The 15161-nt window shown below is 67.0% G+C and carries 13 protein-coding genes; 7 read left to right on the top strand and 6 right to left on the bottom strand.

Annotated elements, in window-relative coordinates; genetic code table 11:
- Positions 1-133: 133 nt before the first annotated feature.
- Positions 134-2299 (bottom strand): S46 family peptidase, encoded by a 2166-nt coding sequence (locus ACMZPQ_RS16500; protein ID WP_197582990.1) that lies wholly within the window; start codon positions 2297-2299, stop codon positions 134-136.
- Between the two features lie 400 nt (positions 2300-2699).
- Here ACMZPQ_RS16500 and tdh point away from each other — a divergent pair, with 400 nt between their 5' ends.
- Positions 2700-3722, top strand: coding sequence for an L-threonine 3-dehydrogenase (gene tdh / locus ACMZPQ_RS16495; protein ID WP_049404249.1), 1023 nt, complete (start codon positions 2700-2702; stop codon positions 3720-3722).
- A gap of 144 nt (positions 3723-3866) precedes the next feature.
- On the opposite strand, the gene ACMZPQ_RS16490 is transcribed toward tdh, so the two are convergent.
- Complete coding sequence (locus ACMZPQ_RS16490) at positions 3867-4559, bottom strand: TorF family putative porin (RefSeq protein ID WP_197582991.1); 693 nt, start codon at positions 4557-4559, stop codon at positions 3867-3869.
- 197 nt (positions 4560-4756) lie between these two features.
- Here ACMZPQ_RS16490 and kbl point away from each other — a divergent pair, with 197 nt between their 5' ends.
- Positions 4757-5965, top strand: coding sequence for a glycine C-acetyltransferase (gene kbl, locus ACMZPQ_RS16485; RefSeq protein WP_197582992.1), 1209 nt, complete (start codon positions 4757-4759; stop codon positions 5963-5965).
- A gap of 163 nt (positions 5966-6128) precedes the next feature.
- Here kbl and ACMZPQ_RS16480 read toward each other — a convergent pair whose 3' ends face one another.
- The 4 genes from ACMZPQ_RS16480 to ACMZPQ_RS16465 form a co-directional block, all read right to left on the bottom strand.
- Positions 6129-6464 carry a hypothetical protein gene (locus ACMZPQ_RS16480; RefSeq protein WP_197582993.1) on the bottom strand — a complete coding sequence of 112 codons (336 nt, stop codon included), beginning with the start codon at positions 6462-6464 and terminating at the stop codon, positions 6129-6131.
- 85 nt (positions 6465-6549) lie between these two features.
- Entirely contained in the window at positions 6550-7356 is an 807-nt protein-coding gene (locus ACMZPQ_RS16475) for a pseudouridine synthase (RefSeq protein WP_414486075.1), read from the bottom strand.
- A 20-nt stretch (positions 7357-7376) separates the two neighbouring features.
- Positions 7377-7883 carry a hypothetical protein gene (locus ACMZPQ_RS16470; protein ID WP_197582994.1) on the bottom strand — a complete coding sequence of 169 codons (507 nt, stop codon included), beginning with the start codon at positions 7881-7883 and terminating at the stop codon, positions 7377-7379.
- Positions 7884-8102: 219 nt separating this feature from the next.
- Positions 8103-9191, bottom strand: a complete 1089-nt coding sequence (locus ACMZPQ_RS16465; protein ID WP_197582995.1) for an OmpA family protein — start codon at positions 9189-9191, stop codon at positions 8103-8105.
- 358 nt (positions 9192-9549) lie between these two features.
- Between ACMZPQ_RS16465 and ACMZPQ_RS16460 the strand changes: the two genes are divergently transcribed.
- The 5 genes from ACMZPQ_RS16460 to ACMZPQ_RS16440 all read left to right on the top strand — a co-directional run bounded on the left by ACMZPQ_RS16460 (position 9550) and on the right by ACMZPQ_RS16440 (position 15113).
- Positions 9550-10563, top strand: a complete 1014-nt coding sequence (locus ACMZPQ_RS16460; RefSeq protein WP_197582996.1) for a zinc-binding alcohol dehydrogenase family protein — start codon at positions 9550-9552, stop codon at positions 10561-10563.
- Positions 10564-10733: 170 nt separating this feature from the next.
- Positions 10734-11366, top strand: coding sequence for a membrane protein YczE (gene yczE, locus ACMZPQ_RS16455; protein ID WP_197582997.1), 633 nt, complete (start codon positions 10734-10736; stop codon positions 11364-11366).
- Positions 11367-11630: 264 nt separating this feature from the next.
- Positions 11631-13661, top strand: a complete 2031-nt coding sequence (locus ACMZPQ_RS16450) for an FAD-dependent oxidoreductase (protein ID WP_197582998.1) — start codon at positions 11631-11633, stop codon at positions 13659-13661.
- A 297-nt stretch (positions 13662-13958) separates the two neighbouring features.
- Positions 13959-14417, top strand: a complete 459-nt coding sequence (locus ACMZPQ_RS16445) for a cell wall hydrolase (RefSeq protein WP_197582999.1) — start codon at positions 13959-13961, stop codon at positions 14415-14417.
- An 84-nt stretch (positions 14418-14501) separates the two neighbouring features.
- On the top strand, positions 14502-15113 hold the full coding sequence (locus tag ACMZPQ_RS16440) for a glutathione S-transferase N-terminal domain-containing protein (RefSeq protein WP_197583000.1): 612 nt from the start codon (positions 14502-14504) through the stop codon (positions 15111-15113).
- The last annotated feature ends 48 nt before the right edge of the window (positions 15114-15161 follow it).

Below are 15161 nucleotides of genomic sequence, written 5' to 3'. Positions count from 1 at the left end.
ACGGATGATACCCGTTCGGCGCACCCGGCCGGACCGGGCATGAAAAAACCCCGCGACGTGGGTCGCGGGGTTTCGGGATTTCCGGCCATCCGATCGATGGTGCCGGCCAGCGGCCGGCACTACCGCAACCGGCTTACTTCGCCAGGTTCAGTTCCTTCAGCAGCTCCGGTGCCGGCGCCACTTCCTGCATGATCCACTGCATGTAGCGGCTGTCGACCGAGATCATGCGGGTCATCACCGGGTCGAACACCCAGTTGGAGCTGACCGACTCCCAGTTGCCGTCGAAGGCCAGGCCGACCAGCTTGCCGTTGGCGTCCAGCACCGGCGAACCGGAGTTGCCACCGGTGATGTCCAGGTTGGACAGGAAGTTCACCGGCACCGAGCCGATGCGCTTGTCTTCCAGGCCGCCGTAGCGCTTGGCCTTGACCGCGTCGAGCAGGGCCTTGGGCGCATCGAACGGATCCACGCCGGTGTCCTTGGCGACGATGCCTTCCAGCGTGGTGAACGGGGTGTAGGCCACGCCGTCCTTGGGCTCATAGCCCATCACGTTGCCGAAGGTGATGCGGAGCGACAGGTTGGCATCCGGGTAGACGAACTCGCCCTGGCTCTTCTTGTAGTCGGCCAGTGCCTGCAGGTACAGCGGGCGCGCGGTCAGCGATTCGCCTTCGCGGATCTTCTTCTGTTCTTCCTGCTTGAGCAGCGACGGCATGATCGCCACCGCGTACTGGATGGCCGGATCGCTGCTGGCTTCAAACGCGGCGCGATCGGCCTTGAACCACTTCAGGCGCGCGTCCAGGCTGCCCAGCTCGGTGCCCGACAGCTTGCTCACCAGCGCCTTGACTGCGTTGGCATCGCTGCCGCCCAGCCAGGTGTTGAGCACGTCGTTGTTGCGCTGCGCGGCCGGGAGGGCGACGTACTGGTCCAGCCAGTAGGTCTGCAGCTGCTGGTCCATCTTCGCCACGTAGCGGCGATCCATCTGCTTCAGGCCACCTTCCAGGGTCGGCAGGTCGCGCTGCTGGTAGCCGGTTTCGCGCTCGGCGTCCGGCTTGGCGCGCTCGATCGACAGGCGGTACAGGCTGATGGCGGCGCTGACTGCCTGGGTGTTGTTGAACTGGCCGACGAACAGGTCACGCTCGCGGGTGGCCTTGCTGGTATCCAGGTGCTTGACCAGTTGCGCGTGCGCGGCCAGGGCCGGCTTGCCGGCGGCGCCTTGCTTCTTCAGCCACGCCAGCACGGCGGCTTCTTCGGCCTGCTTCTGGCCGGCGGCGTCGATGCGCTTGAAGCCTTCCAGCTGGCCCGAGTAGTTCTTGGCCACGTTGTTCATGCTGGCGGCCGTCGCGGCGTACTTCACCTTGACGTCGGCGTCGGCCTTGCCGGCCTCGTCGATCATCTTCAGCACTGCGTTGTAGTGCTTGGCGATGGTCGGGTAGGTCCAGCTGGCGGTTTCGTTGAACTCACCGGCCAGCGCGTAGCGGTTGGTGCGGCCCGGGTAGCCGGCCACCATCACGAAGTCACCGGCGCCCAGCGGCTGGTCGGTGAACTTCAGGAAGTGCTTGGGCTGGTACGGAACGTTGTCGGCCGAGAACGCCGCCGGCTTGCCGTCCTTGCCGACGTAGGCGCGGTAGAACGAGAAGTCGCCGGTGTGGCGCGGCCACATCCAGTTGTCGACGTCGCCGCCGTACTTGCCGACGCTGCCCGGGGGCGCGTAGACCAGGCGCACGTCCTTGATTTCCATGTTGCGGAACAGGCGGTAGGTGTTGCCGCCGGAGAAGGTGTACAGGCGGCAGCGGAAGCCTTCCTCGGCTTCACAGGCGGCGACCTGGGCCTTGTCGAAGGCGTCCAGCGCGCGGCTGCGGGCCAGCGGATCGTTGCCGGCAGCGGCGATGGCGGCCTTGGCCTGCGCGGTGACATCGGTGATCTGGTCCAGCACATAGACGCGGGCGTTCGGGCCGGCGCTCAGCTCATCGCTGTGCTTGGGCGCATTGAAGCCATCCTTGATCAGGTTCTTCTGCGCGGTCGAATTCAGCTGGATGGCGCCATAGGCGCAGTGGTGGTTGGTGACCACCAGGCCCTGCGGCGAGACAAAGCTGGCGGTGCAGCCGCCGAGGGCGACAACCGCACCCATCGGGTCGCCGGTCAGGTTGGACAGCTGCTCCGGGGACAGCTTCAGGCCGGCCTTCTGCAGCGGGCCGGCGATTTCCGGCAGCTGCTGCGGCACCCACATGCCTTCAGCGGCATGGGCGACCTGGGCCAGCCCGAGGCTGGCGACGATGGAGAATGCAAGCAGGTTCGAGCGCATGGAGCGGCCCCTGGTAGTGGAACCCTCGATTGTAGCCCGCCTCCCCGCCCCGCCCCGCACCCCGGAAGTCATGGGCCTACTTCTTGCTCTGCCACGCGCACGTGAGCCGCGCACACGGAAATCGTCCAGAGGGGGCGTGGTCACCCTGGACGGGACCGTTGGCGCCATGGATGGCGCCATCGAGCACCATGGATGGGCTTTTGCGTGTCCCGGCCAGGGTGACCACGCCCCCCTCCCCCGAACCAGGGAGGCGCTGCTGTTCGCAGTACGTTCGAAGTGCCCGCCGGCGCACGCCTTTCGTTCCGCCACTGCACCCGCAGCGCAACATGGGAAATCCGCGCGGCACCCTATAATCCGCGCTTTCCCCCTGATGAGTTCCACCCCGATGGCGCAGCAAACGATGAAGGCCCTGGTCAAGCGCGAAGCGGCCAAGGGCATCTGGCTGGAAGAGGTTCCGGTTCCGACCCCGGGCCCGAACGAGGTCCTGATCAAGCTCGAGAAGACCGCGATCTGCGGTACCGACCTGCACATCTACCTGTGGGACGAGTGGAGCCAGCGCACCATCAAGCCGGGCCTGACCATCGGCCACGAGTTCGTCGGCCGCATCGCCGCGCTCGGCTCGGCGGTGACCGGCTACGAGATCGGCCAGCGCGTCTCGGCCGAAGGCCACATCGTCTGCGGCCACTGCCGCAACTGCCGTGGCGGTCGCCCGCACCTGTGCCCGAACACCGTCGGCATCGGCGTCAACGTCAACGGCGCCTTCGCCGAATACATGGTGATGCCGGCCAGCAACCTGTGGCCGATCCCCGACCAGATCCCGTCGGAGCTGGCCGCGTTCTTCGACCCGTATGGCAACGCCGCGCATTGCGCGCTGGAGTTCGACGTGATCGGTGAGGACGTGCTGATCACCGGTGCCGGCCCGATCGGCATCATCGCCGCGGGCATCTGCAAGCACATCGGTGCGCGCAACGTGGTGGTGACCGACGTCAACGACTTCCGCCTGAAGCTGGCCGCCGACATGGGTGCCACCCGCGTGGTCAACGTCGCCAACCAGTCGCTGAAGGACGTGATGAAGGAACTGCACATGGAGGGCTTCGACGTGGGCCTGGAAATGAGCGGCAACCCGCGTGCGTTCAACGACATGCTCGACTGCATGTACCACGGCGGCAAGATCGCGATGCTCGGCATCATGCCCAAGGGCGCCGGCTGCGACTGGGACAAGATCATCTTCAAGGGCCTGACCGTGCAGGGCATCTACGGCCGCAAGATGTACGAGACCTGGTACAAGATGACCCAGCTGGTGCTGTCCGGCTTCCCGCTCGGCAAGGTGATGACCCACCAGCTGCCGATCGACGACTTCCAGAAGGGCTTCGACCTGATGGAAGAAGGCAAGGCTGGCAAGGTCGTGCTGAGCTGGAATTGACCCTTCGCCGCGCGCGATGGGTGGGTGCCGAGCTTGTAGTGGGTGCCGAGCTTGCTCGGCACACCTTGAATCTGAAAAAGGCGCCCGATGGGCGCCTTTTTCGTAAAGCGTGCCAGGCAAGCCTGGCACCTACCGAAGCAAGGGTTATTTGCCGACCGCCACGGTCAGCAGCACGCGGCTGTGCGCCAGCTTGCCGGAGTTGTCGCGGCCATTGCCGTCGGTGCCGTAGTAGCCCAGGCCCACGTTGAACAGGCCGAACTGGCGGCTGACGCCCACGTTCCAGTCGGTGTAGTCCTTGGCCAGGCCCTTCTCGAAGCTGCTGCGGCCGACATTGGCATTGAGCGTGAACTGCTTCGGCAGGCCCCACTGGCCGCCGACACCGTAGTACCAGCCGTCGGTGCCGCTGTTCCACTGGTCGTTGGTGTACGCCACGGTGAGCTTGTAGGTCTCATCCAGCGTGGTGGTGGTGATCAGCTCGTTGTAGTTCAGGCTGCTTGCACCCAGGTAGGTGTAGCGGTTCAGCAGCACGTCGAAGTTGACGCGCGGGGTGACGTCCACGCCGTAACCGATCTGGTAGTCGATCTCGGTGTTCGGATCGCCCGGACCGAAGTCCACGCCCGAACCCCAGACGCCGGCATACAGGCCCACCGGCGAGGTATAGGTGAAACCGGCCTGCAGGGTCGGCTTTTCGTCCGTCTGCGATACACCGCGGAACAGGTAGTCCGACACCGCCGTGACGTTCCAGCTGTAAGGCGATTCGTTGTCCTGGGCACTGGCCGCGAACGGCGCAAGGGTCAGGGCGGCGGCAATGGCGAGGCAGGCACGGGCGTGCTTCATGGGCGTCTCCGAGGGTGGCGGGGGCGGGAAGGGGGAGCGGGCAACCGGCGCCAGACAGGCACGGTTCACGAATTTTTAACCCGTTTGCTATTGCGATGCAACATGTGCCGGCCGTGGCGATGCCCTGCCCGGCCCGGTCGATGGCCATCGTTGCCCGGTAGAATCAGCGGTTTCCCGTGCTGAGCCGTGCCCACGCCATGACCGACGCCTCCTCCGCCCTGACCCGCCACTACGCCGAGGAACTGGACGCCATCCGCGCCCAGGGCCTGTTCAAGTCCGAGCGGATCATCACCAGCCCGCAGTCGGCCGAGATCACCCTCGACGACGGCCGCAAGGTGCTCAACTTCTGTGCCAACAACTACCTGGGCCTGGCCGACCACCCGGACCTGATCCAGGCCGCCAAGGACGCACTGGATACCCACGGCTTCGGCATGGCCTCGGTGCGCTTCATCTGCGGCACCCAGGACCTGCACAAGCAGCTGGAAAAACAGATCGCCGACTTCTTCGGCAAGCAGGACACCATCCTGTATGCGGCCTGCTTCGATGCCAACGGTGGCCTGTTCGAGCCGCTGCTGGGCGAGAACGACGCGATCATCTCCGATGCGCTGAACCACGCCTCCATCATCGACGGCGTGCGCCTGTGCAAGGCCAAGCGCTTCCGCTACGCCAACTGTGACATGGCCGACCTGGAAGCGCAGCTGCAGGCCGCCGATGCTGCCGGCTGCAAGACCAAGCTGATCACCACCGATGGCGTGTTCTCGATGGACGGCTTCATCGCCCCGCTGGACGAGATCACCGCGCTGGCGAAGAAGTACAACGCGCTGGTGCATATCGACGAATGCCACGCCACCGGCTTCCTCGGTGCCACCGGCCGCGGCTCGGCCGAGGTCAAGGGCGTGCTGGAGAAGATCGACATCATCACCGGCACCCTGGGCAAGGCCATGGGCGGCGCGCTGGGTGGCTTCACCTGCGCCAGCGCCGAGGTGATCGAACTGCTGCGCCAGCGCTCGCGCCCGTACCTGTTCTCCAATTCGCTGCCGCCGCACGTGGTCGCCGCCGGCATCAAGGCGTTCGAGATGCTCGCGGCCGCCGATGACCTGCGCAGCACCCTGGCCGGGAACACCGCCTACTTCCGCGAGAAGATGACCGCGGCCGGCTTCGACGTGAAGCCCGGCGTGCACCCGATCAGCCCGGTGATGCTGTACGACGCGCCGCTGGCGCAGAAGTTCGCCGAGCGCCTGCTCGAAGAAGGCATCTATGCGATCGGTTTCTTCTTCCCGGTGGTGCCCAAGGGCCAGGCGCGCATCCGCACGCAGATCAGCGCCGCGCACAGCCGCGAGCACCTGGATCGCGCGATCGATGCGTTCACCCGCATTGGTGTCGAACTGGGCGTGATCAAGGGCTGAGCACAGCCGGGGTCGGATCCCTTTCCGCAGGAAAGGGCTCTGACCCCACCAGGCAAGGCGTGCCGACCAAGGTCGGCACCTACCGGGTTTGGTGGCGTGCCGACCCAGGTCGGCACCTACCGGAGCTTGATGGTGTGCCGACCCAGGCCGGCACCCCCAGGCGTCATTTCTTTTTCTTCTTGCCCTTCGGCTCGTCCTTGCTGGCCACCACCACCGGCTTGGCGGCGGCATCCTGGCCGTTGCCCTTGGCCACGCGGATGCCGTTGGCCTTCATCCAGGCATCGAACTGGTCGGCGGTCATCTTCTTGTCGCCATCGCTCATCAGGAAGCGATAGCTGCCACGGCCATCCAGTTCCGGGGTCTTCACTTCCACCACCGGGGTCTCGGCCGGCGTTTCCGCCTTGGCCACCTTCTTGTGGCCGCCACAGGCGGCCAGCAGCATCATAGGCAGCAACAGGCCTGCGCAGCGCAGGGTTTGGTTGAGGGTCGGGTGGTACATGGGCAGGCTCCGTTCGGGAAATTCAACAACCAGGCGCCCCCTACGCCTGGAACGGTGGCCGGCAGCTGCCGGCCGCGGGCGCTGATCAGCCCGCTGCAGCGGCCCCCAGCCGCTGCTGGTCGCTGACCTCCAGCACCCGCCACTGGCCCTTGCCGAGATCGCCGAGCGTGAGCTCTCCGATCGCAACCCGGACCAGGCGCAACACCTGCAGGTCGAAAGCCGCCAACAGGCGACGGATATGGCGATTGCGGCCCTCATCGAGGACCACCTCCAGCCACGCGGTCTTGTCGCCGCTGCGCAGCACGCGCACGGCCTGGGCGACGAGGAATTCGCCCTCGTCCTCCACCCCGGCCTGCAGCGCCGCCAGGGTGGCGTCATCGGGCAGGCGATCCACCTGCACGTGGTAGGTCTTGTCCGGCCCCGTCTGCGGATCGGTCAGGCGGGCCGCCCATTGCGGGTCATTGCTGAACAGCAGCAGCCCCTCGCTGGCCTTGTCCAGGCGCCCAACCGGCGCGATCCACGGCAGGCCAGCGCCGTCGAAGCAGCGGTACACGGTGTCGCGGCCGCGCTCGTCCTGCGCGGTGGTCACCACCCCGCGCGGCTTGTTGAGCATCAGGTAAAGGCGCTGCGGCGCGCCCAACGGCTGGCCATCGACCTCGATCGGCGGCGCCGGCTGTGCAATCGGAAACTCTGGGTCACGGACGATGCGCCCGGACACCCGTACACGGCCTTCGGCGATCCAGCGCGCGGCCTCGCTGCGCGAACACACCCCGGCCTTGGAAAGCACACGTGCCAGGCCATGGCGCACGCCACTGGAGACATTCGGGTTCGCACGCCCACGCGATGCGTGGGAGCGGGCGGCGGGGGCAGCAGGTGGGCGGCGCGTGCGCAAGCCTCTGCTCCCCGCGCGGCTTACTTCTTCTCGCCCGGCTTGGTTTCAGCCGGTGCTTCGGCGGCGGCCGGGACGGCGGCCGGTGCCGGACGGGCCTTGACCACACGCACGCCGCGCGCCTTCATCCAGGCGTCGAATTCTTCGGCGGTCATGCGCTTGCCGTTCTGGCTCATGTCGAAGCGCCACGGCGTGTTGTCGAACTCGGTCTGCGGCTTGTACGCCGCCGGATCATTCGGCTTCACCGCCGGCGCGCTCGGAATGGCCTTGGCGATGTTCTGGCAGCCATCGATGCGCAGGCGCTGCAGCACCTGGTCCAGCGACTGCGATGGGTCGTAGTTGCTGCTCAGCACGCCGGCCGGCATGCCCAGCTGATTGCCGCGGATGTACAGCTCGTCGGCCACCGGTGCGATGGTCGTGGCCGGCAACGGCAGCGGCGAGGCGCTGGTGTTGACCGAGCAATCGACCGCAGCGTGGGCGGCGGGAATCAGGGCCAGCGCCAGGACGGCGGCCGATGCAGAGCGCAGCATGATGGGCATCCACGAAAGGAAGTGACGCGGCGAGTTTAGCAATGCCGCGACAGCTTTCAAGCGCCACTTTCAATGAATACGGCAACTCATTGGTTTTACGAACAAAATCCCGACGAACGGTCGCCACTACCGGGGTAGACGCGGGTTTCCCGACCGCAGAAACAACAAGACCCGGCCGAAGCCGGGTCCTGCAGTGTCTTACGGGCAGAGCGTCAGAACTTAGTTCTGGACGTTCAGCTCGGTACGACGGTTCTTGGCGCGACCTTCCGGGTTGTCCGAACCATCCGGGTTGGTGTTCGGAGCAATCGGACGGCTCTCGCCGTAGCCGATCGGGCCGACCAGGCGACCGGCGTCAACGCCGTTCTTGGTCAGGTAGTTGTACACGGCGGTGGCGCGACGCTCCGACAGCTTCTGGTTGTAAGCGTCGGTACCCTTCGAGTCGGTGTGACCGGCAACTTCAACGCGCAGATCCGGGTAACGCTTCAGGATCTCGGTGGCTTCGCTCAGGATCGCCACGGCGTCCGGACGCAGGTTCGACTTGTCGAAGTCGAAGTTGACGCCCTTCAGGTCGATGGAGACCGGCACCGGGCAACCGTCCGGACCGATGGTCTGACCCGGCTGCGAGTTCGGGCACTTGTCGTCGCAGTTGTTGACGCCGTCACCGTCGTCATCCAGGTCGGCGCAGCTCGGGGCAACCGGAGCCGGAGCCGGAGCAGCCGCGACCGGAGCCGGGCCCAGCGGGATCACGACGCCGACCGAAGCCAGCACGTCGCCGAACCAGCTTTCGTTGCGAGCAGCGATGCTCTGATCGTCGAAATCAGCGCGGTAGGCAACTTCGGCGCGGACAGCAACGCGCTTCTCGAAGGTGGTCTGCAGACCGACGCCGACCTTGGCGGCAACGTTGCCGTCCTTGCGCTTACCCGGGCCAGCGGCGCTCAGCGGGTAGGTTTCTTCCGACTTCTGGTAGCCCAGGCCACCCAGGATGTACGGGTTCCAGCCGCGGCCTTCCTTGATGAAGTGGCGACGCAGGTCCAGCGAGACGCCGTACTGCGACCAGTTCTGGTCCTTGTTCGCGTCGAAGTTCGGGTTCTGGTAGTTCAGCTCACCGTCCAGCGACCAGTTCGGGCTGATGAACTTACCCAGGCCCAGGGTCACGAACGGAGCGTCATTGGTCAGACGGTCGCTGTCCTGGAAGTTGAAGCCGGCCGAACCGGTCAGGTACCAGCGGTCATCGAACTCCTGCGCGGAGGCAGCCTGGGCGAAAGCCAGACCACCCAGCAGCGCGGCAGTAAGGATCTTCTTGTTCATTGAGTACAGCTCCTATTTCGGGGGTATGAAACCGGTAGAGGCATGGGCCAGCACTAGTGCGTCGATGTTCGACAGCCGATTCAGCACGCCACCGCCGCGAACATTATGCTCAGGCGGGTGAAGGTCATGTTAACAGTCCCGTAACATGTGAAATCCTGCGTCCGACCCTCCACCGGTCCGACGTTGAAACCCTATACAGGATGATGAAAATCCGCAAGACCCTCACGCTGCAAGGGTTTGACGGGGTTTAGGCACGGCATACGACATTGTGTCGCACCCCATCGCTCGCGGTGGTTCAGCGCGTCTGCTGAAACGTGAGGAACCTTATGATGAGGTCACGAACCCAGCCGGAGCCGTGATGAAAGCCGTCGCCCTGAGTCGTGAATCCCACCCTGCGCTGTGCGATATCCACCTGCCGCCGCCACTCCCTCCCAGCGGTCGCGACCTGCTGGTCCGGGTCGAGGCGATCTCGGTCAACCCGGTCGACGGCAAGCAGCGCGCGGCTGCCGATCCGAGCAGGCTCGATGCTCCACGCGTGCTCGGCTGGGACGCCTCCGGCGTGGTCGAGGCGATCGGCGAGGAGGCCAGCCTGTTCGCCTCTGGCGATGAGGTCTATTACGCCGGGGATGTCACCCGCCCGGGATGCAACGCGCAGTACCAGCTGGTGGATGAGCGACTGGTGGCGCGCAAGCCGACCACGCTCGACTTCGCCGAAGCGGCTGCACTGCCGCTGACCACACTGACCGCGTGGGAGCTGCTGTTCCAGCGCATGCCGCTGCAGCTCGATGACCGCCGCCACGCCGGCCAGCACCTGCTGGTGATCGGCGGCGCCGGTGGCGTCGGCTCGATGGCGATCCAGCTCGCCCGCCACGCCGGCTTTGAAGTGATCGCCACGGCCTCACGTGACGCCTCGATCGACTGGTGCCGACGGATGGGCGCCCAGCACGTCATCGACCACCGGCAGCCCCTGCTGCCGCAGCTGCAGGCACTGGGCATCGATGCGGTGCAGGTCGCGCTCAACCTGGCCGACACCGACCATTACTGGGAAGAACTGGGTCAGGTGCTGGCGCCGCAGGGCCACGTCGGCCTGATCGTCGAGCCGCGCGGTGCGTTGCGCATCGGCGATCCCTACAAGGCCAAGTGCATCGGCATCCACTGGGAATTCATGTTCGCGCGCTCGCGCTTCGCCACCGCCGACCGCATCGAGCAGCACCGTATCCTCAGCCGTGCGGCCAGCATGATCGATGCCGGCCAGCTGCGCGGCACGCTGAGCGAAACACTGGGCACGATCACTGCCGCGAATCTGGACACCGCGCATCAGCGCCTGGCCAGCGGACGCACGGTGGGCAAGCTGGCGTTGGCGGGCTGGTAATCGCGGCTGGGTAGCGTCGAGCTTGCTCGACTGTTGCATAACGCAGTCGAGCGAGCTCGACGCTACCCCCCATCCGCCCGGCCTGTGCGGTCGGATTGCCCGGCATCTGTATCTATTGAAGCGTCAAGTTCGGGATTACGGTGGCAACAGATCCCTCCCCCGAGCCTGTCATGCCCACCGCCCTGCCCCTGCGCCTGCTGCAACTGATCACCGGCCTGTTCCTGTACGGCTTCGGTGCCTCGCTGATGATCCGTGCCGCGATCGGCGTGGCGCCCTGGGACGTTCTCTCGCAGGGCATCGCCGCGCAGACGCCGCTGTCCTTCGGCCTGGCGACCAATGTCATCGGCGCACTGGTGCTGCTGCTGTGGTGGCCATTGCGGCAGAAGCCGGGCGTGGGCACGGTGCTCAACGTCATGCTGATCGGCCCCTCCGCGCAGTTCGGGCTGTGGCTGCTGCCGCCGGCCGTTGGCCTTGGCTGGCAGCTGGCGATGTTCTGCGCCGGCATGCTGCTGGTCGCGCTGGCCACCGGCCTGTACATCGGCGCCAAGCTCGGCCCGGGCCCACGCGATGGCCTGATGACCGGCCTGCATGCCCGCACCGGCTGGCCGATCTGGAAGGTGCGCAGCCTGATCGAGGGCAGCGTGCTGCTGCTGGGCTGGTGGCTGGGGGGCAACGTCGGCGTCGGCACCCTGGTCTTCGCGCTGCTGATCGGCCCGCTGTGCGGAGTGACGCTGGGCTGGTTCGGCATTGGCCGGCCGTCACCGGTCGTGACCGCCGCTGGCCGGCAACCGCAATCGCCCTGAGCTGATCAGGATGCCGGCCAGCGGCCGGCACTACCGCCCCCGGAGTTCGGGGGCAGCGCCGCAGGCGCGGGGGCGTGGAGGCCCGGTAAGTGGGGCCCGCGGTTCGCGCAGCGAATTGCGGGAGCGACAGCACGCATGTGCCGAGCGTACCCGGCCGGCGGCCGGCACTACCCGACCGTCAGACAACGGCCGGCACATGGCGGCCCTTGCCCCGGCCGCCGTTTCGCGGCACGCTTCGCGCTTCCGTACGCAAGCGTATCGACCATGTCGCCAGCCAACGAAAGCGCCTATCCCCACCTGTTCGCCCCGCTGGACCTGGGCTTCACCCAGCTGCGCAATCGCGTCCTGATGGGTTCGATGCACACCGGCCTGGAAGATCGCGCCCGCGACTTCCCGCGGCTGGCGGCCTACTTCGCCGAACGCGCCGAGGGCGGCGTCGGCCTGATCGTCACCGGCGGCTTCGCGCCGAACGTGGTGGGCTGGCTGAAGCCCTTCGGCGGCAAGCTGTCCTGGCCCTGGGAAGTGCGCCCGCATCGGCAGCTCACTGCGGCCGCGCACCAGCACGGCGCGAAGATCTGCCTGCAGCTGCTGCACGCCGGTCGCTATGCCTACCATCCGCTGTCGGTGGCACCGTCGAAGCTGAAGGCGCCGATCAACCCGTTCACCCCGCGCGCGCTGTCGGCCCGTGGCGTCGAACGGCATATCGCCGACTACGCACGCAGCGCCAGGCTGGCCCGCGAAGCCGGCTACGACGGCGTGGAAGTGATGGGCTCGGAGGGCTACCTCATCAACGAGTTCATCGCCCCGCGCACCAACACGCGCACCGACCGCTGGGGCGGCGACGCCAGCCAGCGCATGCGCTTCGCGGTGGAGATCGTGCGCCGCATCCGCGAGGCCTGTGGCCCGGACTTCATCATCATCTACCGCCTGTCGCTGGTCGACCTGGTCGACGACGGCAGCAACTGGGACGAGATCGTGCAGCAGGCCCAGGCCATCGAGGCCGCCGGCGCGACGATCATCAATTCCGGCATCGGCTGGCATGAAGCGCGCATCCCGACCATCGCCACCTCGGTGCCGCGCGCGGCGTTTGCCGGGGTCACCGCCAAGCTCAAGCCGCATGTGAGGCTGCCGCTGGTGGCCACCAACCGCATCAACATGCCCGAGGTCGCCGAACGCATCCTGGCCGACGGCGGCGCCGACATGGTGTCGCTGGCGCGCCCGCTGCTGGCCGACCCGCAATGGCCGAACAAGGCGCGTGCCGGCCGTGCCGAGGCCATCAACACCTGCATCGCCTGCAACCAGGCCTGCCTGGACCACGTGTTCGAGAACAAGCTGGCCAGCTGCCTGGTCAACCCACGTGCCGCGCACGAAACCGAGCTGGTGTACCGCCCGACCACCATGCCGAAGAGGGTGGCCGTGGTCGGTGCCGGACCGGCCGGGCTGGCCTGTGCCACGGTTGCCGCCGAGCGCGGCCATCAGGTCACCCTGTTCGATGCCCACGAGGAGATCGGCGGCCAGTTCAACGTGGCCAAGCGTATTCCGGGCAAGGAAGAGTTCTACGAGACCCTGCGCTACTTCCGACACAAGCTGGCCGAAACCGGGGTGCAGCTGCGCCTCGGTACCCGTGCCGACGCCGCCAGCCTGGCCTGCTTCGACGCGGTGGTGCTGGCCACCGGGATCACGCCGCGCAAGGTCGATTTCCCCGGTGCGGATCACGCCAAGGTGGTCAGCTACCTGGACGTGCTGCTGGGCCGGGTCGAAGTCGGTGCCAATGCCGCGATCATCGGCGCCGGTGGCATCGGCTTCGATGTCGGCGAGTTCCTCAGCCACGCCGGCGAGTCGCCGTCGCTGGACCCGCAACGCTGGATGGCCGAATGGGGCGTGGACAGCACCTTCGAGGCCCGCGGCGCGTTGGCCCCGCCGCAGCCGGAGGCGTCGCCGCGCCGGCTGTGGCTGCTGCAGCGCAGCCCAGGCAAGCCCGGTGCGCGGCTGGGCAAGACCACCGGCTGGATCCACCGCGCCACGCTGAAGGCCAAGGGCGTGCGCATGCTCGGCGGGGTCGAGTACCTCGGCGTGGACGACGAGGGCCTGCGCATCCGCGTCGACGGCAGCGAGCAGCTGCTGCCGGTCGACCATGTGGTGATCTGCGCCGGGCAGGAACCGAACCGCACGCTGCAGGCCGAGCTGCAGGCCGTCGGCATCGACGCGCAGCTGATCGGTGGTGCCGATGTGGCCGCCGAACTGGACGCGAAACGGGCCATCGACCAGGGCAGTCGCGTCGCCGCTGCGCTTTGATGGCCGCCTGAATGGGGGGCGGAATGTGATTTCCGTCACCCCTTCGGAACCTGAATGTCAAGCCGGACGGTTCACGATGCGTTCGGCTATCCCCCCCTACCTTGCGCCATCTTTCCGCTCACCAGCCAGTTTCCGGTGAGCCGGCGCGGCCCCCTCGATCGGTACTGATCGTTTCTTTTGGGGCCGCCCACGGGGCGGCCCCGATGGCCGCCTCCCCATGACGCCAAGTCGTACACCGCCTCCTGTCGCCCTGCGGCCGGAATCGGAGGGTGCGGCCCATACGGAGCAAGGAGTTATATGAAACTGGCCTGGATTCTCTGGCTGTCGCAGTTGTTGCCGCAGCCGGCCGCTGATTCATTGTGTTTGAGCACCACCGTGTACCTGGAAGCCCGCGACCAGACCCTGCGCGGCCAGCAGGCCGTCGCCGAGGTCGCCCTGCGCCGCCTCGACAGCGGCCTGTGGGGCGATTCGATGTGCCAGGTGGTCACCGCGCGCAAGCAGTTCGCACCGACCATCGTCTCCCCCGGCACCCAGCTGGGCAACGACGCGGCCTGGAGCGAAGCGATGGACGTGGCCTTCGACGCCGAGCGCAACTGGGCGCTGCCGGCCGGCGAGCGCCGCGAGATCGTACCCGGCGCCAGCCACTTCGCTGCGCTGTCGATCGCCAGCCCGAACTGGCGCAACGCCTACCAGGTGGCCACCATCGGCGATCACACCTTCTATAAGGTGCAGAACCTCAAGCCGCGGCAGTCGTAACGATCCGTGCTGGCGGCAGCGTTGCCGCCCGCCGCCAGGCTCTGGGATAGTGGGCGCTTCCCGCCCGCATCACCTGGAGTTCCCATGAAGCTGTACAGCAAGCCCGGTGCCTGTTCCACCGCCGACCACATCGCCCTGCAGTGGACCGGCCAGCCGTTCGAGGTTGAACTGCTGAACAAGGACACCCTGAAGGGTCCGGAATTCCTCAAGATCAATCCGGCCGGTGCGGTACCCGCGCTGGTCGACGGCGACTTCGTGCTGCTGCAGAACGCCGCGATCATGGGCTACATCGCCGACAGCTTCCCGCAGGCCGGGCTCATTGGCGACGGCAGCCCGCGCCAGCGCGCCGAAGCCACCCGCTGGCTGGCCTTCGTCAATTCCGATGTCCACCCGGCCTTCTCGCCGCTGTTCGCGCCGGGCAAGTTCATCGCCGACGAAGGCCAGTTCGACGCCATCCGCGCCGCTGCGCACAAGCGCCTGCGTGGCCTGTTCGAGACCGCCGACAAGCAGCTGGCCGACAAGCCGTGGCTGGCCGGTTTCCGCAGCTACGCCGACCCGTACTTCTACATCACCCTGCGCTGGGCCGCCGGCGCCAAGGTCGATCTGTCCGGCCTGGACAACCTGGCCGCGTACAAGGCGCGCATGGACGCCGACGCCGGCGTGCAGGCCGTGCTGAAGGCCGAAGGCCTGGCCTGAGGCTTATCTGGGGTCGGATCCGTCTGCAGCGCAGGCGGCTCTGACCCC

The organism is Stenotrophomonas maltophilia (genome assembly GCF_047497515.2).
GTDB lineage: Bacteria > Pseudomonadota > Gammaproteobacteria > Xanthomonadales > Xanthomonadaceae > Stenotrophomonas.
Note: the sequence above shows the minus strand (reverse complement) of the source record. Positions and strands in the feature narration are given on the sequence as shown.

Bases quoted from the DNA above. Each gene is read 5' to 3' on its own strand.
- ACMZPQ_RS16500 (WP_197582990.1), bottom strand. From the start codon at position 2,299: ATGCGCTCGAACCTGCTTGCATTCTCCATCGTCGCCAGCCTCGGGCTG.
- ACMZPQ_RS16490 (WP_197582991.1), bottom strand. From the start codon at position 4,559: ATGAAGCACGCCCGTGCCTGCCTCGCCATTGCCGCCGCCCTGACCCTT.
- ACMZPQ_RS16450 (WP_197582998.1), top strand. From the start codon at position 11,631: ATGTCGCCAGCCAACGAAAGCGCCTATCCCCACCTGTTCGCCCCGCTG.
- ACMZPQ_RS16440 (WP_197583000.1), top strand. From the start codon at position 14,502: ATGAAGCTGTACAGCAAGCCCGGTGCCTGTTCCACCGCCGACCACATC.
- tdh (WP_049404249.1), top strand. From the start codon at position 2,700: ATGAAGGCCCTGGTCAAGCGCGAAGCGGCCAAGGGCATCTGGCTGGAA.
- ACMZPQ_RS16465 (WP_197582995.1), bottom strand. From the start codon at position 9,191: ATGAACAAGAAGATCCTTACTGCCGCGCTGCTGGGTGGTCTGGCTTTC.
- ACMZPQ_RS16460 (WP_197582996.1), top strand. From the start codon at position 9,550: ATGAAAGCCGTCGCCCTGAGTCGTGAATCCCACCCTGCGCTGTGCGAT.
- ACMZPQ_RS16480 (WP_197582993.1), bottom strand. From the start codon at position 6,464: ATGTACCACCCGACCCTCAACCAAACCCTGCGCTGCGCAGGCCTGTTG.
- kbl (WP_197582992.1), top strand. From the start codon at position 4,757: ATGACCGACGCCTCCTCCGCCCTGACCCGCCACTACGCCGAGGAACTG.
- yczE (WP_197582997.1), top strand. From the start codon at position 10,734: ATGCCCACCGCCCTGCCCCTGCGCCTGCTGCAACTGATCACCGGCCTG.
- ACMZPQ_RS16445 (WP_197582999.1), top strand. From the start codon at position 13,959: ATGAAACTGGCCTGGATTCTCTGGCTGTCGCAGTTGTTGCCGCAGCCG.
- ACMZPQ_RS16470 (WP_197582994.1), bottom strand. From the start codon at position 7,883: ATGCTGCGCTCTGCATCGGCCGCCGTCCTGGCGCTGGCCCTGATTCCC.